At 63.3% G+C, this 22993-nt stretch carries 16 protein-coding genes; 10 read left to right on the forward strand and 6 right to left on the reverse strand.

Features of this window, described 5'->3' with window-relative positions; genetic code table 11:
• The first annotated feature begins 186 nt into the window (after nucleotides 1–186).
• From ACZ6YA_RS17435 to ACZ6YA_RS17465, 7 genes are all read left to right on the forward strand, one after another.
• Entirely contained in the window at nucleotides 187–2289 is a 2103-nt protein-coding gene (locus ACZ6YA_RS17435; protein ID WP_465898345.1) for a TonB-dependent siderophore receptor, read from the forward strand.
• 322 nt (nucleotides 2290–2611) lie between these two features.
• Entirely contained in the window at nucleotides 2612–5248 is a 2637-nt protein-coding gene (locus ACZ6YA_RS17440; RefSeq protein ID WP_465898346.1) for a nitrate/nitrite transporter, read from the forward strand.
• A gap of 31 nt (nucleotides 5249–5279) precedes the next feature.
• Nucleotides 5280–9044: a nitrate reductase subunit alpha gene (locus ACZ6YA_RS17445; protein WP_465898347.1), complete on the forward strand. Its 3765-nt coding sequence runs from the start codon at nucleotides 5280–5282 to the stop codon at nucleotides 9042–9044.
• Nucleotides 9041–10597, forward strand: coding sequence for a nitrate reductase subunit beta (narH, locus tag ACZ6YA_RS17450; protein ID WP_465898348.1), 1557 nt, complete (start codon nucleotides 9041–9043; stop codon nucleotides 10595–10597). Before ACZ6YA_RS17445 ends, narH begins: the two co-directional genes overlap by 4 nt.
• Nucleotides 10590–11321, forward strand: a complete 732-nt coding sequence (gene narJ, locus ACZ6YA_RS17455; protein WP_465898349.1) for a nitrate reductase molybdenum cofactor assembly chaperone — start codon at nucleotides 10590–10592, stop codon at nucleotides 11319–11321. The genes narH and narJ overlap by 8 nt, the downstream gene beginning before the upstream one ends.
• 13 nt (nucleotides 11322–11334) lie before the next feature.
• Nucleotides 11335–12015 carry a respiratory nitrate reductase subunit gamma gene (gene narI, locus ACZ6YA_RS17460; RefSeq protein ID WP_465898350.1) on the forward strand — a complete coding sequence of 227 codons (681 nt, stop codon included), beginning with the start codon at nucleotides 11335–11337 and terminating at the stop codon, nucleotides 12013–12015.
• Nucleotides 12016–12027: 12 nt separating this feature from the next.
• A complete protein-coding gene (locus tag ACZ6YA_RS17465; RefSeq protein WP_465898351.1) occupies nucleotides 12028–12810 on the forward strand; it encodes a peptidylprolyl isomerase in 783 nt (260 codons plus the stop codon).
• A gap of 116 nt (nucleotides 12811–12926) precedes the next feature.
• Here the strand turns inward: ACZ6YA_RS17465 and ACZ6YA_RS17470 are convergent, their stop codons facing one another.
• From ACZ6YA_RS17470 to ACZ6YA_RS17480, 3 genes are all read right to left on the reverse strand, one after another.
• Complete coding sequence (locus ACZ6YA_RS17470) at nucleotides 12927–13898, reverse strand: 5-oxoprolinase subunit C family protein (protein ID WP_465898352.1); 972 nt, start codon at nucleotides 13896–13898, stop codon at nucleotides 12927–12929.
• Nucleotides 13895–14782: a 5-oxoprolinase subunit B family protein gene (locus ACZ6YA_RS17475; RefSeq protein WP_465898353.1), complete on the reverse strand. Its 888-nt coding sequence runs from the start codon at nucleotides 14780–14782 to the stop codon at nucleotides 13895–13897. The genes ACZ6YA_RS17470 and ACZ6YA_RS17475 overlap by 4 nt, the downstream gene beginning before the upstream one ends.
• A 94-nt stretch (nucleotides 14783–14876) precedes the next feature.
• Nucleotides 14877–15635 carry a 5-oxoprolinase subunit PxpA gene (locus ACZ6YA_RS17480; protein WP_465898354.1) on the reverse strand — a complete coding sequence of 253 codons (759 nt, stop codon included), beginning with the start codon at nucleotides 15633–15635 and terminating at the stop codon, nucleotides 14877–14879.
• Between the two features lie 119 nt (nucleotides 15636–15754).
• Between ACZ6YA_RS17480 and ACZ6YA_RS17485 the strand changes: the two genes are divergently transcribed.
• The 3 genes from ACZ6YA_RS17485 (at nucleotide 15755) to ACZ6YA_RS17495 (ending at nucleotide 19730) form a co-directional block, all read left to right on the forward strand.
• On the forward strand, nucleotides 15755–16672 hold the full coding sequence (locus tag ACZ6YA_RS17485; protein ID WP_465898355.1) for a LysR family transcriptional regulator: 918 nt from the start codon (nucleotides 15755–15757) through the stop codon (nucleotides 16670–16672).
• Nucleotides 16673–16849: 177 nt separating this feature from the next.
• Nucleotides 16850–18916 carry a maltose alpha-D-glucosyltransferase gene (gene treS, locus ACZ6YA_RS17490; protein WP_465898356.1) on the forward strand — a complete coding sequence of 689 codons (2067 nt, stop codon included), beginning with the start codon at nucleotides 16850–16852 and terminating at the stop codon, nucleotides 18914–18916.
• A 196-nt stretch (nucleotides 18917–19112) separates the two neighbouring features.
• On the forward strand, nucleotides 19113–19730 hold the full coding sequence (locus tag ACZ6YA_RS17495; protein WP_465898357.1) for a riboflavin synthase subunit alpha: 618 nt from the start codon (nucleotides 19113–19115) through the stop codon (nucleotides 19728–19730).
• On the opposite strand, the gene ACZ6YA_RS17500 is transcribed toward ACZ6YA_RS17495, so the two are convergent.
• The 3 genes from ACZ6YA_RS17500 to proP all read right to left on the reverse strand — a co-directional run bounded on the left by ACZ6YA_RS17500 (nucleotide 19731) and on the right by proP (nucleotide 22964).
• Complete coding sequence (locus ACZ6YA_RS17500) at nucleotides 19731–20435, reverse strand: SDR family oxidoreductase (RefSeq protein WP_465898358.1); 705 nt, start codon at nucleotides 20433–20435, stop codon at nucleotides 19731–19733. It abuts the gene before it with no gap.
• 98 nt (nucleotides 20436–20533) lie between these two features.
• Nucleotides 20534–21427: a LysR substrate-binding domain-containing protein gene (locus tag ACZ6YA_RS17505; protein ID WP_465898359.1), complete on the reverse strand. Its 894-nt coding sequence runs from the start codon at nucleotides 21425–21427 to the stop codon at nucleotides 20534–20536.
• A 34-nt stretch (nucleotides 21428–21461) separates the two neighbouring features.
• On the reverse strand, nucleotides 21462–22964 hold the full coding sequence (gene proP / locus ACZ6YA_RS17510; RefSeq protein WP_465898360.1) for a glycine betaine/L-proline transporter ProP: 1503 nt from the start codon (nucleotides 22962–22964) through the stop codon (nucleotides 21462–21464).
• Nucleotides 22965–22993: the final 29 nt, after the last annotated feature.

The raw sequence follows: 22993 nt of genomic DNA on the forward strand, positions 1-22993 counted from the left end.
AAAAAAATGTAAAAAATCTGGCATACCAGACTTTCATGCTGCGACAAATCCTGACACACTTATTGTTAATCGTTCTCATACGCAATTTTAATAACGTTTAACAATAGGAACTTGTTCCCCATGCAGTCGTCCTTCGCGCCCACGCGCCCTTTCCCAGCCCGAAACCTCCTCGCCATGGCCGTCTGCATGGCCATCGCCTCCCCGGCTCTGGCCGAGAATGACCAGCCCACGACCCTGGAACTGGGCGCCACCGAGATCAGCTCCAACCAACTGGGCAGCACTACCGAAGGTTCGAATTCCTACACAACTGGCAGCATGTCCACCGCTACCAAGCTGCCGCTGAGCCTGCGTGAAACGCCGCAAGCAGTCACCGTGATCACCCGCCAGCGCATGGACGACCAGGCGATGACCAGCATCAACGACGTGGTCAAGGCCACGCCGGGGCTGTACCTCGACTACTCCAGCGGTCCGGGTCGGCAGACCTATTCGGCGCGCGGCTTCGACATCGATAACCTGATGTACGACGGGATCCCCAGTGGCTATCAAGGTTGGACCGTTGGCGCGCAACCCAACCTGGCCATGTTCGACCGGGTCGAAGTCGTGCGCGGTGCGACCGGCCTGGTCACCGGCTCCGGCAACCCATCGGCGGCGATCAACCTGGTGCGCAAGCGCCCGCTGGCCGAGCAAAAAGTCACCCTGACCGGCGCCGCCGGCAGTTGGGACAACTACCGCGGCGAAATCGATGCCTCCAGCCCGCTCAACGACAGCGGCACGCTGCGCGGTCGCGTGGTGGCGTCGTATCGCGATGCCAACAGCTTCATCGATGATGTGGAAGAAGACCACGGCCTGTTCTATGGCATCACCGAAGCGGACCTGTCCGAAGACACCACGCTGACCCTCGGCTTCTCCCACCAGAAGGACAAGACCAATTACTTCTGGGGCGCCATGCCCACTGCGCTGGACGGCCACCACATGGGCTTTTCGCGCTCCTACAACCCCGGCACCGACTGGGAAAACAAGGACCAGGAGATCAACACCGTCTTCGCCGAAGTGCGCCATCGCCTGGCCAATGACTGGAAGTTGCAGGTCAACACCAACTATTCCCAGCAGGACGCCACCTTCACCGGTTCCTACCAGTCGCGCTGGGCCGGATTGGATGCGCCGCTGTCGCGCACGGTCTATCAGTCCAAACATCAGGAAAACCAGGCCGGCGTCGACGGCTTCGTCAGCGGCCCGTTCGAAGCCTTCGGCCGCACCCACGAACTGGTGGTGGGCGCCAGCAAGCGCATCTACGACATGGACACCCGCAACTACAGCCCCTACGACACCAACTGGCCGCTCAATGGCGGCAAGCCGAACTTCGTGCACACCGGCAACACCCGTGAGGTCACCACTCAGGAAGGCGTGTACATGACCACCCGCCTGAGCCTGGCCGACCCGCTGAAGCTGATCCTCGGTGGCCGCCTGGATTGGTACGATTATGACAACAAGGAAAGCAGCACCGCCGACTACAAGGTCACCCGCAACGTTACTCGCTTTGCCGGCTTGATCTATGACCTGGACGATCATCACTCGGTGTATGTCAGCTACAGCGACATCTTCAACCCGCAGAGTTCCAAAGATGCGTCAGGCAGCCCAGTCAAGCCGATCGAGGGCAAGAACTACGAAATCGGTGTGAAGGGCGAGTACTTCGACGGCGCATTGAACGCCAGCATCGCGTTGTTCCGTATCGACCAGGAAAACCGTGCCGTCGCACAGACCGACCTGACCGGCTGTAACGACCCTACCAACTGCTACGTCGCCTCCGGCGAAGTGCGCAGCCAGGGTATCGACATGGAGCTGCAAGGTGCATTGACCCGCAACTGGCAGGTCGGGGCCGGCTACACCTACGCCCGCGCCCACACCATCAAGGACGCCGCCAACCCCGCCAACGTGAACCAGCGCTTCGACACCGATACCCCGGAGCACATGTTCAAGCTGACCACCACCTATCGCTTTGAAGGCCCGCTGGAAAAACTGCGCGTCGGTGGCAATATCTCCTGGCAGAGCCGTATCTACAACGATTTCACCGTGGCCGATGGCAGCGAGTATCGCCTGATCCAGGGTTCCTATGCCGTTACCGACCTGATGGCCGGCTATCAGGTCAACAAGAACCTCGACCTGCAGCTCAATGCCAACAACGTGTTCGATCGCAAGTTCTACTCGGCCGTTGCCGGTTCGGTGGACTATGCCGGCGACACCTGGGGCTCTCCGCGCAATATGATGCTGACAGCCAAGTACAGCTTCTGATCGCTCTTCTGGCGCAGGGACGCGCCATCGATTCAGGGCCTCTAGCCCCTACCCCACCTGATAAAAATGTCAGTTTCCAGCCCGCTCTCACTCCAGCAAAATCCCTCCACGACACACTGCAAACGCACGGTAAATTGGCGATCCGCACCATTGCAATCTAGCCTGTACCCCCAGATAGCAGCACCCCTATAACGAGAAAGTGCAGTACCAACCGTGAAGCAGCTGGCGAGTGGCGTTTACCCGACAGGGGCATGACCTGCCCCAGGTACGCTCTCGGCTGACCCACATCCGTCACTCTCGCACCCCACAGGGAAGTGCTTGCATGGCCACGAATGTCCCAGCCCGAGACCAGTACCGCGCCCTAGGCCTGTCTACATTGGCCTTCACCTTGTGCTTCGCCGTCTGGACACTGTTTTCCATCCTCGGCCTGCAGATCAAGGACGAGTTCTCCCTCTCCGATACCCAACTGGGCCTGCTGATGGCTACGCCGGTGCTGACCGGTTCCATCTCACGGATCTTCCTCGGCCTGTGGACGGACCGCTACGGCGGCCGCTGGGTATTCGGCCTGCTGATGCTGGCGTCGGCGCTGTGCGTCTACCTGCTGACCTTCGCCGACAGTTTCGCCCTTTTGCTGGTAGCCGCGCTCGGCGTCGGCCTGGCTGGCGGCGGGTTCATCGTCGGCACCGCGTACACCGCCACCTGGTTCGAGCCCGGCCGCCAGGGCACGGCGCTGGGCATCTTCGGTGCCGGCAACGTCGGCGCCGGCCTGACCAACCTGGCCGCACCGCTGCTGATGCTGGCTTTGGGTTGGCGCGGGGCGGCGCTGGTGTATGCCAGCGTGCTGGCGATCATGGGCGTGCTGTTCATCCTGCTGGCCAAGAACGACCCGCAGAGTGACTCACGCCAGGCCCACCCGGTGCCGCTGAGCGAGCAATTGGCACCGCTGGCTGAACTTCGCGTATGGCGTTTCTCGCTGTACTACTTCTTCGTGTTCGGCGCCTTCGTCGCCCTGGCCTTGTGGTTGCCGCACTATCTGATGCAAGTCTACGGCTTGGGCCTGGCCGCCGCTGGCGTGGTAGCGGCGCTGTACACCGTGCCGGCGTCGCTGTTTCGCATCCTCGGCGGCTGGCTGTCTGACCGCCACGGCGCACGCAAGGTGATGTACTGGACCCTGGGCATGTCGGTGCTGTGCACCTTCCTGCTCAGTTACCCGCCGACTCGCTACAGCATCACCGGCGTGCGTGGCGAGATCGATTTCGCCATGCACCTGGGCCTGGTTGGCTTCACGCTGATCATCATGGTCCTGGGTTTCTTCATGTCGCTGGGCAAGGCCGCAGTGTTCAAGCACATCCCCAGCTACTACCCGCAGCACGTCGGCGTGGTCGGCGGGCTGGTCGGCATGATGGGTGGCCTGGGCGGCTTCCTGCTGCCGCTGACCTTCGGCATGCTCAACGACGTGGTCGGCATCTGGCAAAGCTGCTTCATGCTGCTGTTCCTGATCGCTGCCGGCGCGCTGGCCTGGATGCATTACGCGATCCGCATGGCCGAGCGCGTGGAATGGGCCGAGCGCAGCGAGTCCCGCGACCTGCCGGAGCTGTCCACGCCCAGCAGCTTCGTCCTGCGTGACTGGCACCCGGAAGACCCAGCGTTCTGGGAGGCAACCGGTAAACGTATCGCCACCCGCAATCTGTGGATCTCGATCCCCAACCTGCTGCTAGGCTTCGCCATCTGGATGGTCTGGTCGGTGGTAGTAGCCAAGCTACCGCTAGCGGGCTTCGATTACACCCCCAACCAGCTGTTCTGGTTGGCCGCCCTGCCCGGTTTATCGGGCGCCACTCTGCGGATTTTCTACAGCTTCATGGTGCCGATCTTCGGCGGCCGGCGCTGGACTGCGATGTCGACGGCCTCGCTGCTGGTCCCTGCCCTGTGGATCGGCTTCGCCGTGCAAAACCCGCAAACGCCCTACCTGGTGATGCTGATCCTCGCCCTGCTGTGCGGCCTGGGCGGCGGCAACTTCTCGTCGAGCATGGCCAACATTTCGTTTTTCTTCCCCAAACAGGCCAAAGGCGGCGCCATGGGCCTGAACGCCGGGCTGGGCAACCTGGGTGTCAGCGTCATGCAGTTTCTGGTGCCGCTGGTGATCACCGCCGGGGTGTTCGGCAGCCTGGGTGGGGCGCCACAAGTCACCGCGCAAGGCACGCCACTGTGGTTGCAGAACGCCGGGTTCATCTGGGTGCCGTTCATCATCGCCGCTGCCGTCGCCGCCTGGTTCGGCATGAACGATATCGCCAGTGCCAAGTCGTCGTTCAGTGACCAGTTGGCGATCTTCAAGCGTAAACATACCTGGCTGATGAGCGTGCTCTACACCGGTACCTTCGGCAGTTTCATCGGTTTTTCGGCGGGTTTCCCGCTGCTGGCCGGGCACCTGTTCCCCGACGTCGACATCCTCAAATATGCCTTCCTCGGCCCGCTGATCGGCGCCCTTTCACGGGCGTTTTCCGGCGGCCTGGCCGACCGCTTCGGCGGTGGGCGCATCAGCTTGTGGGTGTATGTGGCGATGGCCGCGTGCGTCGGCGGGGTGTTGTGGTTCATCGCCCTGGGCAGCTTCTGGGGTTTCCTGGCGATGTTCCTGCTGCTGTTCTTCTTCTCCGGTGTCGGCAATGCCAGCACCACGCAGATGATCCCGGCGATCTTCCGCGTACAGACGCCGCGCCTGTTCCCCGAGCTGCCACAGGCAGAACAGGCCCTGATGAGCGAGAAAGAGTCCGCCGCCGCGGTGGGCTTCATTTCGGCCGTGGCCGCCTACGGCGGGTTCTTCATTCCCAAGTCATTCGGCAGCTCGTTCGACTTCACTGGCGGCCCGCAGTGGGCGCTATACGGGTTCATCGTGTTCTACCTGCTGTGCATCGTGCTGACTTGGTTCTACTACACCCGCGCCCATGCCGAGGTGCGCTGCTAACCGTTGTGCGTAACCTTCACGGAGGATAGCCATGAGTTTCTTCATCGACCGCCTGCGCTACCTGGTCAAACGCCCACCCGAGTTCGCCGACGGCCATGGTGAAACCCGCGACGAGAGCCGCAGCTGGGAAGACAGTTATCGCCAGCGCTGGCAATACGACAAGATCGCCCGCTCGACCCACGGGGTGAACTGCACCGGCTCGTGCAGCTGGAAGGTGTACGTCAAGAATGGCCTGGTCACCTGGGAAACCCAGCAGACCGACTACCCGCGCACCCGCCCCGACCTGCCCAACCACGAACCGCGGGGCTGCCCGCGCGGCGCCAGTTATTCGTGGTACCTGTACAGCGCCAACCGGCTCAAGTACCCGATGGTGCGCAAGGCCCTGATCCAGCTGTGGCGCGCTGCGCTGGCCGAGCAGCCCGACCCGGTGCTGGCCTGGGCCAGCATCGTCGAGGATCCGGTCAAAGCCCAGCAATACAAATCGATCCGTGGCCGTGGCGGCTTCGTGCGCAGTGACTGGGACGAACTGCAGACGCTGGTGGCCGCCGCCAACGTCTACACCGTCAAGCAATACGGCCCCGACCGCGTGGCAGGCTTTTCACCGATCCCGGCAATGTCGATGGTCAGCTACGCCGCCGGCACCCGCTACCTGTCGTTGATCGGCGGGGTGTGCCTGTCGTTCTACGACTGGTATTGCGACTTGCCACCCGCCTCGCCGCAAGTGTGGGGCGAGCAGACCGACGTGCCGGAATCGGCCGACTGGTACAACTCGGGCTACATCATCGCCTGGGGCTCCAACGTCCCGCAGACTCGCACCCCCGACGCGCACTTCTTCACCGAGGTGCGCTACAAGGGCACCAAGACCATCGCCATCACCCCTGACTACGCCGAAATAGCCAAGCTCTGCGACGAATGGATGAGCGCCAAGCAAGGCACCGACGCCGCCCTGGCCATCGCCATGGGCCATGTGATCTTCAAGGAATTCCACCTCGACAACCCCAGCGCCTACTTCACCGATTACGTTCGCCGCTACAGCGACATGCCGATTCTGGTCGAGCTGGAGCAACGCGAGGACGGCACCCTGGTGCCCGGTAAACAACTGCGCGCCAGCGATATTGCCGGCAACCTGGAGCAGGCCAACAACCCCGAGTGGAAAACCCTCGCCTGGGATGAGCAGAGCGAGCGTCTGGTGGTACCGCGTGGCTCGATCGGCTTCCGCTGGGGCGAAAGCGGCCACTGGAACCTGGAACCTGTCGATGCAGAGGGCAGCGACGTGCAGCTGTGCCTGTCACTACTGGGCCGCCACGACGAAGTGGCGCGGGTGGCTTTCCCCTACTTCGGCGGCATCGAGCGCGAACACTTCGCCCATGTACCCGTGCGCGACGTGCTCTACCACCACATCCCTGCCAAGCGCCTGCGCCTGGCCGATGGCCGCCAAGTGCTGGCGGTCACGGTGTTCGACCTTACCGCCGGCAACTACGGCATCGACCGCGGCCTGGCGGCCACTGTCGGCGGCAGTGGTACGGACGACGGCGCCAGCGGCTATGACCAGCTCAAGCCCTACACCCCGGCCTGGCAACAAGCGATCACCGGGGTCAAGGCCGAGCAGATGATCCGCATTGCCCGAGAGTTCGCCAGCAATGCCGACAAGACCCACGGCCGCTCCATGATCATCGTCGGTGCCGGGATGAACCACTGGTACCACATGGACATGAACTACCGCGGGCTGATCAACATGCTGATCCTCTGCGGTTGCGTGGGCAAAAGCGGTGGCGGCTGGTCACACTACGTCGGCCAGGAAAAACTGCGCCCGCAAACCGGCTGGACGCCCCTGGCCTTCGCCCTCGACTGGCACCGCCCGCCGCGCCACATGAACAGCACCTCGTTCTTCTACAATCACTCCAGCCAGTGGCGCTACGAGAAGCTTGAGGTCAGTGAGCTGCTCTCACCGCTGGCGCGCAGCGAGGACTTCAGCGGCAGCCTGGTGGACTACAACGTGCGCGCCGAGCGCATGGGTTGGCTGCCCTCGGCGCCGCAACTGGGTATCAACCCGCTGCGCCTGGCCGCTGCCGCGCAAGCCGCTGGCCAAAGCACCGCCGACTACACCGTCAGCCAGCTGAAAAGCGGCCAGTTGCGCTTTGCCAGCGAAGACCCGGACAACCCTCAGAACCACCCGCGCAACCTGTTCGTTTGGCGCTCGAACCTGCTCGGCTCCTCCGGCAAGGGCCACGAGTACATGCTCAAGTACCTGCTGGGCACGCGCAACGGCGTGCTCGGCAAAAACCTCGGCGAGGTCGGCGGGCACAAGCCCGAAGAGGTGGTGTGGAAGGACGACGCCATCGAGGGCAAGCTCGACCTGGTGGTGACCCTGGACTTCAGGATGTCCACCACCTGCCTGTACTCGGACGTGGTGCTGCCCACCGCCACCTGGTACGAGAAAGACGATCTCAACACCTCCGACATGCACCCCTTCATACACCCACTGACCGCCGCCACCGACCCGGCTTGGGAGGCGCGCAGCGACTGGCAGATCTACGACGGCATAGCCCAGGCTTTTGCCCGCGTGTGTGTAGGCCACCTGGGCGAAGAAACCGACCTGGTCACCCTGCCCCTGCAGCACGACAGCCCGGGCGAACTGGCCCAGCCCGAAGTGCGCGACTGGAAAAAGGGCGAATGCGAGGCGATTCCCGGCAAGACCATGCCGTCGTTGATCGAGGTCAAGCGCAACTACCCCGAAACCTATGAGCGCTTCAGCTCGATCGGCCCGCTGCTCGATACGCTTGGTAATGGTGGCAAGGGCATCGCCTGGAAGACCGAGGAAGAAGTCGAACTGCTCGGCAAGCTCAACTACCAAAAGCACGAAGGCTCGGCCGCCGGCCGCCCACGCCTGGCCTCGGCGCTGGACGCCGCCGAGATGATCCTCACCCTGGCCCCGGAAACCAACGGCCAGGTGGCAGTCAAGGCCTGGGAGGCGCTGTCGAAGATCACCGGCCGCGAACACAGCCACCTGGCCCGGCGCAAGGAAGAGGAGAAAATCCGCTTCCACGACCTGGTCGCACAACCGCGCAAGATCATCTCCAGCCCCACCTGGTCGGGCCTGGAAGATGAGCACGTGAGCTACAACGCCTGCTACACCAACGTCCACGAACTGATCCCGTGGCGCACCCTCACCGGCCGCCAGCAGTTCTACCAAGACCACCCGTGGATGCGCGCGTTCGGCGAAAGCCTGATGGTCTATCGCCCGCCAATCGACACCAAGGCCGCCGCCAGCGTCGCCGCGCCCAAGCCCAACGGCAACCCGGAAATCGCCCTGAACTGGCTGACCCCGCACCAGAAATGGGGCATCCATTCCACCTACAGCGACAACCTGCTGATGCAGACTCTGTCGCGCGGCGGCCCGATCGTGTGGATCAGCGAGGACGACGCACGCAGCATCGGCGTGGCCGACAACGACTGGATCGAGCTGTACAACGCCAACGGCGCCATTGCCGCCCGCGCGGTGGTCAGCCAGCGGGTGCGTCCGGGCATGGCAATGATGTACCACGCCCAGGAACGCATCGTGAACATCCCCGGTTCCGAAGTCACCGGCACCCGCGGTGGCATCCACAACTCGGTCACCCGCGTGTGCCCCAAGCCGACCCACATGATCGGCGGCTACGCCCAGCTTTCATACGGCTTCAACTACTACGGCACGGTGGGCTCGAACCGCGACGAATTCGTCATCGTGCGCAAGATGCACCGGGTCGACTGGCTCGACGGCGAAGGCAACGATTACAAGCAGGAGGCCGTAAAATGAAAATCCGCTCCCAGGTGGGCATGGTCCTCAACCTCGACAAGTGCATCGGTTGCCATACCTGCTCGGTCACCTGCAAGAACGTCTGGACCAGCCGCGAAGGCGTCGAATACGCCTGGTTCAACAACGTCGAGACCAAGCCCGGCATCGGTTACCCCAAGGAGTGGGAAAATCAGAAAAAGTGGCGTGGCGGCTGGGTGCGTAATCCCGACGGCTCGATCAACCCCGCCATCGGCGGCAAGTGGCGGGTGCTGGCGAACATCTTCGCCAACCCTGACCTGCCGGAAATCGACGACTACTACGAACCTTTCACCTTCGATTACGAGCACCTGCACACCGCCAAGAGCGGCGATCACCAGCCAGTGGCCCGACCTCGCTCGCTGATTTCCGGCCAGCGCATGAAGAAGATCGAATGGGGCCCCAACTGGGAGGAACTGCTCGGCACCGAGTTCGCCAAGCGCCGCCTGGACATCAACTTCGACCAGGTGCAGGCGGACATCTACGGCCAGTTCGAAAACACCTTCATGATGTACCTGCCCCGGCTCTGCGAGCATTGCCTGAACCCGGCCTGCGTTGCCTCCTGCCCCAGCGGCGCGATCTACAAGCGCGAAGAGGACGGCATCGTCCTGATCGACCAGGACAAGTGCCGCGGCTGGCGCATGTGCGTCAGCGGCTGCCCATACAAGAAGATCTACTACAACTGGAAGAGCGGCAAATCCGAGAAGTGCATCTTCTGCTACCCGCGCATCGAGACCGGCCAACCCACCGTCTGCTCAGAAACCTGCGTCGGGCGCATCCGCTACCTGGGTGTACTGCTGTACGACGCCGACCGTATCGAAGAGGTGGCCGCCTCAGCCGATGACCGCGACCTCTACCACCGCCAGCGCGAGATCTTCCTCGACCCGCACGACCCGGCGGTGATCGCCCAGGCGCGCAAGGACGGGGTGCCCGACAACGTGATCAGCGCGGCGCAGGCCTCGCCCGTTTACAAGCTCGCCATCGACTGGCAACTAGCCCTGCCACTGCACCCGGAATACCGTACGCTGCCAATGGTGTGGTACGTACCACCGTTGTCACCCATCCAGTCCGCTGCCGAGGCCGGGCACGTCGAATTCGACGGCATCCTGCCCAAGATCGAGTCGCTGCGCATTCCGGTGCGCTATTTGGCCAATATGCTCACCGCTGGCGAAGAAGCGCCAGTGGTCCTGGCGCTCAAGCGGCTGATGGCGATGCGGGTGTACATGCGCGCCAAGCATGTCGACGGCACCTTGAACACTGCGGTTCTGGACCAGGTGGGGCTGAGCCAGCAGCAGGTCGAGGACATGTACCGCTACCTGGCCATCGCCAACTATGAAGACCGCTTCGTCATCCCCACCGGCCACCGCGAACAGGTGCCGGACGTGTTCGCCGAGCGCAGCGGCTGTGGCTTCACCTTCGGCGATGGCTGCAATGGCGGGCGCAACGAAACCAGTCTGTTCGGCGGGCGCAAGCAGACCACTACGCTGGTCAAGCCGGTGCAGACCTTCGACCCGCTGGAGGACAGCCGCCATGGATGAAGGCCTGCTGAGCCTGCGGGTGCTGGCGCGCCTGCTCGACTATCCAACCGCCGAACTGCTGGACGCCGGCCCGGAACTGGTCGCGCTCATTCAAGGCGAAACGCGTTGGCCCGCGCCCTTGCGCGCCGAGCTGTCGCACTGGTGCGGCGAGCTGGCGGGCAGCGAGCTGCTCGACCTCGAAGAAGCCTACGTGGAGATGTTCGACCGCGGCCGGGCGGTGTCGCTGCTGCTGTTCGAGCACGTGCATGGCGAGTCCCGCGATCGCGGCCAGGCGATGGTCAATCTGCTGGCCGAGTACGCAGCGGCGGGTTTCAAGCTTGACGCTCGCGAATTGCCCGACCACCTGCCGCTGTTTCTCGAATACCTCTCCACCCGCCCGGGAGCCGAAATCGGCCAATGGCTGGGCGAGATCCAGCCGATTCTCGCCCTGCTCGGCGCGCGCCTGGAGGAGCGCAACAGCCGCTACGCCCTGGTTCCGCGCGCCCTGCTGACGCTGATCGGCGCCAGCGACAGCATCGCCGCCCAGCGCCCCGCTGCCAGTGCCGAGGTGCCCGACAACACGCCCCAGGCCCTGGACGCCGTGTGGGAAGAGGAAGCGGTGCGTTTCGAGGCCCAGTCCGACCAGGACTGCAGCCTGCAGTCAGCCGAGGGCCGGCGCCTGGCCGAGCGCAAGTACCAGGCCATCCCCCAGGTCATCCAGGTCATGCCGCCCAGCGGCCAATGAACGGAGGTGCATCATGTTCGAGGAATATCTGCTTCACCTGGTCTACGGCTACTACCCCTACCTGGCAGGCACGGTGTTCCTGCTCGGCAGCCTGTACCGCTACGACCACGGCCAGTACACCTGGAAGACCGGCTCCAGCCAGATGCTCTCGGGCAAAAACATGCGTTTGGCCAGCAACCTCTTCCATATCGGCATCCTGACCATTTTCTTCGGCCACCTGTTCGGCCTGCTGACGCCACACTGGGTGTACGGCCCGTTCCTCTCGGCCGGGCACAAGCAGTTGATGGCGATCATCATCGGCGGCGTGGCCGGGGTGCTGTGCGTGGTCGGTGGTGCGATGCTGCTCTGGCGGCGGCTGTTCAACCCGCGGGTGCAAGCCTCGTCCAGCACCATGGACAACGCGATTCTCATCCTGTTGCTGTTGCAGGCGTGCCTGGGGCTGGTGACGATCTTCTTCTCCTATGGCCACCTGGACGGCGCCATGATGCTGACCCTGGCCAACTGGGCGCAGGCCATCGTGCTTTTCAACGGCGACGCGGCCACTTACCTGAATGACACGCCGCTGATCTTCAGGCTGCATATCTTCCTGGGCCTGACCATCATCCTGCTGTTTCCCTTCACCCGCCTGGTGCATGTGTGGAGCATCCCGCTGGGGTACCTGGGGCGCAATTATCAGATCGTTCGACGGCGCTGAGGAGTGACGAGCATGGAGATGATTGCAGTCGAGACGCTGCCGGACAACCCGGCAGTGGTGATCCGGGTGGGCGACACGTTGCTCAGCGAAGCAGACATTGCCAAGGAAACGCCGTTTCATCCGGCGGCGTCATTGCTCGAAGCACAGCGCAGCGCTGCCCGGGCGCTGGTGGTGCGTGAGCTGCTGAGTCAACGGGCAGCGGTGCTCGGGTTGCAGCCAGGTGAAGACGCGGTGGCGCAGTTGCTGGACAGCGAGCTGAAGGTGCCCGAGGCGAGCGAGGCGGACAGCCAGCGGTATTTCAACAACCACCGCGAACGCTTTTGCCAACCAGCGCGGATCAAGGTACGGCATATCCTGCTGCCCGCCGCGCCGGAGGATGCCCGGGCGCGGGATGCCCACTACCGGTTGGGCGAGCAGTTGCTGGCGGAACTGGTCGAACATCCCGAGCGCTTTACCGAGCTGGCCCAGCGTCACTCGGGCTGCCCTTCGAAGGATCAGGGCGGCGAGCTGGGCTGGGTCAGTTCAGGGCAGACAGTGACCGAGCTGGACCAGGTGCTGCAGCGTTTGCCAGTGCGCTTGCATGACCGGCCGTTGGCGTCGCGCTATGGCTGGCATGTAGTGAGTGTGGATGAGCGGGTGGAGCGGATGCCGCTGCCCTATGAGCAGGTAGCCGAGCGGGTGCGCCAGTGTTTGCGCGAAGAGGCGACGCGACGGGCGTTGCGCGAGTATCTGTTGGCGCTGGAAGCGGAATTTGGGGTTGAGGGATTCAGGCTTGAAGATCCGGGCTCTTCATAGCCTGTACCGGCCTCTTCGCGGGCAAGCCCGCTCCCACAGGATCTCCACAGATCTTGAATGCTGAGCAAATTCCGTGGGAGCGGGCTTGCCCGCGAAGAGGCCGGTACAGACACCCATCAACCAAACAACTTACCCAGATACCCCAGCTTCTTCTTGTAAGAAAGCCGCGCTTCAAGCGCCTGCTCCATGCTCACCGGCAAGAACCGCGCCTGCTGATTGGGCTGCATCTGCCCAATCAAATCCAGGTCGGCACTGATCACCGTACCGATCATGGCATACCCCCCACCCGACACCGCATCGCGGTGCAGAATGATCGGCTCCAGCCCCGCCGGCACCTGGATCGAGCCGATCGGGTAGCAGCTGTCGACGATGTTGGAAGGGTCCGACCCTGCACCAAACGGCTGCTCACGCGGCTGGAAGCTCAGCGCGCTGCCACCTCGGTAGCGGTAGCCGATGCGGTCGGCTTCGGAACCGACTGTCCAGGCATCGGTGAAGAAGCTTTTCGCAGCGGCCTCGGTCAGGCGATGGAAGTACAAGCCCGGCACCACCCGCAACACCACTTCACCACCTAACGCCTGGCGCAGGGCCATGGGGAGGCTGGCCCCGGCACGGGTCTTGCCGCTCGGCACACCGACCGGCAACACATCACCGGCCACCAGCTTGCGGCCATTGAAACCACCCAGTGCCCCCAGGGCGTATGTGGACCGGCTGCCCAGCACCTCGGGCACATCGATGCCGCCGGCTACCGCAATGTAGGCACGCGCCCCCGCCGTGGGGAAGCCGAAGCGCAGCACCTGCCCTGCCCTGACCGCAAACGCAGTATCAGGGCGTTGTTCGCGTTCATCGAGCAGCGCCGGCATCTGCGCGCCGCATACCGCTACCAGGGCATCCTGCAGAAACTCCAGCTCCGGCCCTACCAGCGCGCATTCAAGGCCCGCCGCGCCCGCGGGGTTGCCGACCAGCTGATTGGCCGCTCGCAATGCATATTGATCGAGCGCGCCGGAGGGCGGGATGCCCAGGTGGTAATAGCCTTCCCGTCCGAGGTCTTGTACCGAGGTCGCCAGGCCGGGTTTGCGTACTTTGATCATGCCAGCGCCTCCTGCAACGTCTTGGGATAACCGACCGGGTCGGCGAGAAATGCATCCAGGGAAAATTCCACCTGGCGAATGCGCAGGTCGAATCGGCCATCCTCGACTTCCGCCACTGCCTGGTCGTAGGCCTGGCGATCGATGGGTTTGAACTGCACGATGTCGCCTGGGCGGAAGAACACCATGTGTTCCTTCAGGTAGCTCAGGGTCTGCTGTGGGTCGTAGATCGGTGCGGGGGTGACGCCGAACATCTGGTAGCCCCCGGCCCCGCGCACCGAGTAGATGCACCCGAAACACCCCCCGTGGCCGAGGGTCAGTTTTGGCGTGTCGGTGCGTGGCCGCAGGTACTTGGGCACCTGCAACTGGCGCTCGCGCTCGACCATCTGGAACATGAACGGCAACCCGGCGACGAAGCCGACCATCGACACGAACCACGGTGCGCCGCTGTGCGCGGCGATGAACGCCTCGACATCGGCCAGGCCGTTGATCCGCGCCGCGTATTCCAGGTCGGTGCTGTGCGGGTCCTGGTGGCGGTCGCGAAAACGCATCAGGGTTTCGTGGGTCCAGGGGTCGTTGTATAGCACCGGGATCTCGATGATGCGGGTGTGCAGCGAGCGCTCGGCCACCGCTTCGGCTTCGGCGCCGCGCACAGCGTCGAGCAGGGCGTCAGGGCCGATGCGGTCGGGGTCGAAACGGATCTGGAACGAGGCATTGGCCAGGCAGATGTCGAGCACGCCCTCCAGCGCCAGGCGCTCCACCGCGCGAGTGACGGCCATGCCCTTGAAAAAGGCCTCGAGCGACATGCTGTCGCTGACCTCGGCAAACAGGTGCTCGTCGGCACCGAAGCTGTAGCGGATCGGGGTACTGGCAAGCGGCTCGGCCATGTCTGCTCCTTTTTCTTGGAATCTTTATCGTAAGGCAGGCAAAAACAATGCTGTACAGCGGCGCCGGTGTCTGTGCACCGGATGCCCTTGAAACTCAACGCGGCGTACGCACCTCGATGCCTGCGGCATCCAGTGCTGCGCGGGTGGCCTCGACCAGGCACAGTGCGCCGGGGGTGTCGCTGTGCAGGCAGATGGAGTCGAACGTGATGGCCAGGTCCTGCCCCTCGACGGTGCGCACCACGCCTTCCTGGCAGGCGCGCAGCACGCGCTCGGCGACCGCTTGCGGCTCGTAGCCACGCACATTGCGGGTGAAGACAATGGAGCCGCTTAAGTCGTACTCGCGGTCGGCATAGAACTCACGTACCACCGGCTGGCCGAGTTCCTGGGCTATCCGGCAAATCACCGAACCAGGCATGCAATACAGCAGCAGCTCAGGCTCGATGACCCGCAAGTTCTGCACCAGCAGCCGCGCGGCCTCTTCGTCGCGGGCCAGGTGCATGTACAGGGCACCGTGGGGTTTGATGTGCTGCAGGCTGACACCTTGCGCACGGGCGATTTCGCGTAACGCGCCCAACTGGTAAAGCATGTCGTCGACCAGTTCCTGAGCCGGCGCGTTGATGTGCCGGCGACCGAAACCGACCAGGTCACGAAAGCCCGGGTGCGCACCCACCGCCACGCCCAGCGCCTTGGCGCGCTCCACCGTGCGACGCATGGTGCCGGGATCGCCGGCGTGGAAGCCGGTAGCGATGTTGGCCGAGCTGATGAAGGCCATCAGTTCGTTGTCGACACCGTCGCCGATGGTCCATGGGCCGAAGCCCTCGCCCATGTCAGAGTTGAAGTCTACTGCCTGCATGCCTGAGCTCCTGGTGCTTGTGACTGTGTGCAGGCCACGTTAGATTCTCTGCCACCCCTTGGGAAGATTTATAAACAGATAGGGTGTCTTCGGAAAATCAGATACTCCAGGAGTGCTCCGTGTCGTTGACCCTGCGCCAGGTCCGCTATTTTGTCGCCACCGCCGAGATCGGCCAGATCTCGCAGGCGGCGATCCACCTGAATATTTCCCAGTCGGCGGTGACCACTGCGATCAAGGAGCTGGAGGCGATGCTCGGGGCGCTGTTGTTCCAGCGCTCGCCCCAGGGCATGAGCTTGACCGACGCGGGCCGACACTTTCTCAACCGCGCCTATGTGATCCTGCGCAGCGTCGACGATGCGCTCAACAGCCCATTACCGGACATACGTGCCAGCGGCCTGCTGCGCCTTGCCGCGAGCTACACGGTGATCGGTTATTTCCTACCGCACCATCTGCAGCGCCTTGAGCACTGGCACCCGGATGTGACGCTGGAGGTGCACGAGCAGGAGCGCAGCGCCATCGAGCAGGGCTTGCTGGAAGGCCGTTTCGACATGGCCGTGGTGCTCACCGCCAACCTTACCCACCCGGATATCGTTTCGGAAACCTTGTTCAACTCCGAGCGCCGGCTGTGGCTGCCCAGCCACCATCCGCTGTGCGAGCGCTCTGCCGTGAGCCTGGCCGACGTCGGCCGCGAGCCGTTCATTTTGCTGACCGTGGACGAAGCCGAACAAAGCGCCATGCGTTACTGGGAACAGGCCGGCCAGCGGCCCAGCGTGCGCGTGCGCACCAGCTCGGTGGAGGCGGTGCGCAGCATGGTTGCCAACGGCAGCGGCGTGGCGATCCTGTCAGACCTGGTGCACCGGCCCTGGTCGCTGGAAGGCAAACGCATCGAAACCGTTACCATCAGCGACCCGGTAACGCCCATGAGCGTTGGCCTGGCATGGCACCGCGAACGGGCCTTCAGCCCGGCGATGCAGGCGCTTCGCAACTACTTCCATGATGCCTTCCTGGCGCCGCAACAGCTTTCAGCGCGGCGCTGAATGGCACGGGCTTCGCCCATGCTCGCGGGGCAAGCCCGCTCCCACAGGGATCGCGCATCTTTCCAAATTTTGAACAAGACAGTTGCTCCCACGGGGTCCCCACCAACCTCAGCCGAACGTTCAGCCATCAATGCCGTCATACCTTGAGCCGGTGCCGCCACGCAGAGAGGACGCGAAATGACTCAACCAGACCCGTCATACGTCAAATGGCTCGAAGACCGCTCCATGCTCAAGGCCTCACAGGAGCGGGCCCGCCTCTATTCCGGCCAGTCACGCCTGTGGCTCAATCCCTACGCCGAAGCGCAACCGCGACGCGCCACCGATATCGCTTCGGTGTGGCTGACCGTCTACCCAGACGCGATCATCGCCCCCGAAGGCTGCTCGGTGCTTGGTGCCCTGGGCCATGAAGCTTTGTGGAAGCGCCTGTCGGACATCGGCGTGCAGGGCATCCACACTGGCCCCATCAAGCAATCCGGCGGCGTAAGCGGGCGCGACTTCACGCCCAGCGTCGACGGCAACTTCGACCGCATCAGTTTCGACATCGACCCGCTCTACGGCAACGAGCAGGAGCTGGTGCAGATGAGCCGCATGGCCGCCGCTCACAACGCCGTGACCATCGACGACCTGATCCCCTCGCACACCGGCAAAGGCGCCGATTTTCGTCTGGCCGAGCTGGGCCATGGCGCCTACCCAGGGCTGTATCACATGGTCGAAATCCGCGAGGAGGACTGGCCGCTACTGCCCGACGTGCCGCCAGGTCGCGATGCGGTCAACCTGCTGCCGGCACTGTGCGACGAGCTCAAGGCGCGCCACTACATCGTCGGCCAGCTGCAACGGGTGATCTTCTTCGAGCCCGGGGTGAAGGAAACCGACTGGAGCGTGACCCCGCCCATCACCGGCGTCGACGGCAAGACGCGGCGCTGGGTTTATCTGCACTACTTCAAAGAGGGCCAACCGTCACTCAACTGGCTCGACCCCAGCTTTACCGCCCAGCAAATGATCATCGGCGATGCCCTGCACGCGCTGGACTGCCTGGGCGCGCGCGGCCTGCGCCTGGACGCCAACGGTTTTCTCGGCGTCGAGACCCGCGCCGATGGCCCCGCCTGGTCGGAAAGCCACCCCCTGTCGATCGTCGGCAACCAGTTGATCGGCGGGATGATCCGCAAGGCTGGCGGCTTCAGTTTCCAGGAGTTGAACCTCACCCTGGACGACATCGCGCAGATGTCCAAGGGCGGCGCCGACCTGTCCTACGACTTCATCACCCGCCCGGCCTATCAACATGCGCTGCTGACCGGCGACACCGAGTTCCTGCGCCTGATGCTCAAGGAGATGCACGGCTTGGGCATCGACCCTGCGTCGTTGATTCACGCCCTGCAGAACCACGACGAATTGACCGTCGAGCTGGTGCACTTCTGGACCCTGCACGCCCATGACATGTACCTGTTCAAGGGCCAGACGCTGCCCGGTAACATCCTGCGCGAGCACATCCGCGAGGAAATCTACGAACGCCTGTCGGGTGAGCATGCACCGTACAACCTGCGCTTCGTCACCAACGGCATCTCCTGCACCACCGCCAGCCTGATCACTGCGGCGCTGGGGATCCGCGACCTGGACCAGATCGGCCCGACCGAGATCGAGCTGATCCAGAAGGTGCACCTGCTGCTGGTGATGTACAACGCCATGCAACCGGGGGTGGTTGCGCTGTCGGGCTGGGACCTGGTCGGTGCCCTGCCGCTGCCGGCCGAGGCGGTAGCCGAAAAGATGGTAGATGGCGATACCCGCTGGATACACCGGGGCGGCTACGACCTGGCCGGGCTCGACCCGCAAGCAGAGGCGTCGGTGCGCGGCATGCCTCGCGCCCGCTCGCTATACGGCAGCCTCGACAGCCAACTGGAGCATGCCGATTCATTCGCCAGCAAGGTGAAGAAACTGCTCGCCGTGCGCCAGGCCTACGGCATCGCCAGCAGCCGCCAGGTGCTGGTGCCGGAAGTCAGCAGCCCAGGGTTGTTGGTGATGGTGCATGAGCTGCCGGCGGGGCGCGGCATTCAGATCAGCGCACTGAATTTTGGCCAGGAGGTGATTGCCGAGGAGCTTGTGCTGACGGGTTTCACGCCGGGGACGGTGGTGGACATGATCAATGAGACGGTCGAGGGTGACTTGACCGAGGATGGGCGGCTGACGGTGAATCTGGATCCTTATGAGGCGTTGTGCCTGAGGATCGTGAACAGTAGCGGGCATGTCTGAGGCAGTGCGCCGGCCTCTTCGCGGGGCAAGCCCGCCGACAATGGTCCTGCCAACAGTGATCTGCACAGGTCTCAAGGTCTATATAAACTCTGTGGGAGCGGGCTTGCCCGCGAAGAGGCCGGCACAGTCACCTTGCATTTAGGTCAGCAGAGGCTTAGTTTCCGGGCATTGTTTTTCCAAGCCCAGGAGCCTCTCCATGTACACCGGCATCGTTCAGGCCGTCCGCCCCCTCCTTGCTGTGACCACTTACCCGGGCCACAACCAGTTCACCATCGAGCTCACCCCCGAACTGCTCGACGAACTGAAGATCGGTGCCAGCGTCAGTGTCGAGGGGACCTGCCTGTCGGTTACCGAAATTGACGGCACTCAAGTCAAATTCGACGCCATGACCGCGACCCTGGAGCGCACCAACCTGCGCTGCTTCAAGGCTGGCCAGGGCGTCAACATCGAGCGTTCGGCGAAGATGAACGCCGAAATCGGCGGCCACCTGATGGCCGGCCACGTCGCCACCACCGCCGAAATCGTCGAGCTGTCGATCGAGGAAACTGGCGCCTACATCAAATTTCGCATGCCGCCTGAGTGGGCCAAATATGTGTTCCCGCGCGGCTTCCTCGGTGTCAACGGCTGCAGCCTGACCGTCGCCGACGTGGACGACACGCTGATCACCATCAACCTGATCCCCGAAACCCTGCGCCAGACCACCTTCGCCCGCTACAAGGCCGGGGAGCTGCTCAACATCGAAGTCGACCACCAGACCATGGTGTTGGTCGATGTGGTCGAACGTACCCTCAAAGGCACCCTCGCCCGCCTCTGATCAGACGCTGCGCGTGAGGCCGCCGTCGACCTTGATGTTCTGCCCGGTGATGTACGCCGCGCCATCGCTGGCCAGGAAAGCCACGGTCGCGGCGATTTCCTCGCTTTTGCCATAGCGTTTGAGCGGGACGCTGTCGCGGCGCTCGTCAGTGGCCGGCAGGCTGTCGATCCAGCCTGGCAGGACGTTGTTGATGCGGATGTTGTCACCGGCATACTCGTCGGCGAAAATCTTGCTGAACGCCGCCAGCCCCGCACGGAACACCGCCGAGGTGGGGAACATCGCGCTGGGCTCGAAGGCCCAGGCGGTGGAAATATTGATCACCACCCCACCCTTTTGCCGCTGCATGATCGGCGTCACCAGGCGGGCCGGGCGGATCACGTTGAGCAGGTAGGTTTCCATGCCCTGGTGCCAATCCTCGTCGCTGATTTCCAGAAGCGGCGCACGCGGGCCGTGCCCCGCACTGTTGACCAGCACGTCGATGCGGCCCCACTTGGCAACCACGGCATCGACCAGGCGCTGGATATCGTCATTGGACTGGTTGCTGCCGGTCACCCCAATGCCCCCCAGTTCCTCAGCCAGGGCCTCGCCTTTGCCGGACGACGACAGAATACCGACCTTGAAACCATCGGCAGCTAGGCGCCGCGCTGCCGCTGCGCCCATGCCGCTGCCACCTGCGATCACGATTGCTACCTTATCGATGGACATGAAGCCTCCTGGTTTTCCTGCATGAGTGATGCAGCCAGACTAGCAGCGTGCTCCACGCGACAGAGAGGCAGCAAAGCTTCTTATTGACGATAGAAAATCTACTGGCTAACAGCCTGTTGAAGTAACCACGTTCGCACCGTGGCCAATGCCGGTGGCTGATAGGCATTTCTCGGCCATAGCAGATAAAATGCCTGGTCCAGGCTCAGCGCATGGTGGAACGCCAGGACCAGCCGCCCCGCCGCGATATCGCTCTGCACGAAGTGATAACTGGCCAGCGCCAGCCCCTGCCCGGCAATCGCAGCGTCGATTGCCAACGCGGTCTGGTTGAAGCGCACATTGCGCGCGGACGTCTGCAGCGGCTGCTGGAAGACGTCGCTGATGAAATCGGGCCAGAAGTTGTGAGCGTCATGCAGCAAGGTGTAGCGCTGCAGTTCCTGCAAATTCGTCGGTACGCCTTGAACCTGCAATAGCGCTGGGCTGACTACCGCAACGATGCGCTGCTGCAGAAACAACTCGGTGTGCAAGGCCGGACCGAACGGTGGCCGCCCATAGCGCACGGCGATGTCCACGCCTTCCGGGCGAAACTGTGAGAGACGCTCGGTAGCAAGCACCTGCAGGTCGATGCCGGGATTCTCTTCGGCAAAAGACGAAAGCCTGGGAATCAGCCACTTCGCCGCAAAGGTCGGGGTCACACTGATCGTCAGTTGCGCACCATCGGGTCGCAGCGCCTGGGTGGCGCTGCTGATCAAGGCGAAGGCGCCACGGATATCGCTGCTATAACGCAGGCCGGCCCCCGTCAGCGCCAAGCCTCGGGGCAGCCGCTCGAACAGCTTGATCCGCAGGTTCGCTTCAAGCCCGCGAATTTGCTGTGCCACCGCCGCCTGGGTAACCCCCAGCTCGTCGGCCGCCAGGCGAAAGTTGAGGTGCCGCGCCACCACCTCGAATACCCGAAGCCCATTGAGCGGCGGCAACGCGGAAAAACCCTCGGCCATATAGATAATCTACTGAGTGATCAGGCCTTCTACCTTACTCGATTCGCGGATGCTGCTGCACCAGCAGCTTGCGCTTGGCCTCCAGTTCCGCGATCTGCTCATCGATGTCCTCGATTTTCTGCTCGATATTGTCGTGGTGCTCCTGCAGCAGCTCGCGTGCTTCCTCGATGTCCGAGGCGGCTGGCGCGGCGCCACGCAGCGGCTTGTTGGCGGTTTCTTTCATGGTCAGCCCGGTGATCAGGCCGATGGCGGCAATCACCATCAGGTAGTACGCCGGCATGTACAGGTCGCCGGTGCTCTCCACCAGCCAGGCAGCAAGGGTTGGGGTCAGGCCGGCGATCAACACCGAGATGTTGAAGGCGCTGGCTAGAGCGCTATAGCGGATGTGGGTGGGGAACATCGCTGGCAGCGTAGATGCCATCACACCAATGAAGAAGTTGAGCAGTACGGCGATGATCAGCAAGCCGGCGAAGATCAACCCGAGCACGCCGCTGTTGATCAGCATGAACGCCGGAATGGCCAGTACGATCAGGCCAACACTGCCGACCATGATAAACGGGCGGCGGCCCCATTTGTCGCTGAGCAGGCCGATGATCGGCTGCACGAACAGCATGCCGACCATGATCGCGATGATGATCAGCACCCCGTGGTCTTCGCTGTAGTGCAGGTTGTGCGACAGGTAGCTGGGCATGTAGGTGAGCAGCATGTAGTAAGTGACGTTGGTCGCGATCACCACGCCGACGCAGGTCACCAGGCCGCGCCAGTGTTTGGTGGCCACCTCCTTGAACGATACCTTGGGCCCTGACGCCAGGCCTTCGCGGTCACCTTGCTCAAGCTTCTCGACATGCTGCTGGAACGCCGGGGTTTCCTCCAACGCATGGCGCAGGTAGAGGCCGATGAGGCCCAGCGGCAAGGCCAGGAAGAACGGCAGACGCCAGCCCCATTCGAGGAACTTCTCCTCGCCGAGGAAGGTGGAAATCAGCACCACCACCCCCGCACCGAGCACGAACCCGGCAATTGAGCCGAAGTCCAGCCAGCTGCCAAGGAAACCGCGCTTGCGGTCTGGCGCGTACTCGGCGACGAAGATCGAAGCCCCGGTGTATTCACCACCCACCGAGAAGCCCTGGGCCATTTTCGCCAGCAACAGCAGGATTGGCGCCCATATGCCGATGGAGGCGTAGGACGGTATCAGGCCGATGGCGAAGGTGCTCAGCGACATGATCACGATCGTAGCAGCAAGGATTTTCTGTCGCCCGAACTTGTCGCCCAGGGCCCCGAAGAACAACCCGCCCAACGGGCGAATCAGGAACGGTACCGAGAAGGTGGCCAAGGCCGCGATCATCTGCACGCTGGGGTCGGCGTTGGGGAAGAACACCTTGCCCAGGGCGTAGGCGACGAAGCCGTACACGCCAAAGTCGAACCATTCCATGGCATTGCCCAACGCGGCGGCGGTGATCGCCTTACGCATCTTGGCGTCATCGACGATGGTGATGTCTTTCAAGCCGATCGGCTTGACGCTTTTCTTGCGAGATTTCATGCCTGTGTCCCTTCACTTGACGGTTCGCC

Source organism: Pseudomonas sp. NPDC090752 (genome assembly GCF_055584805.1).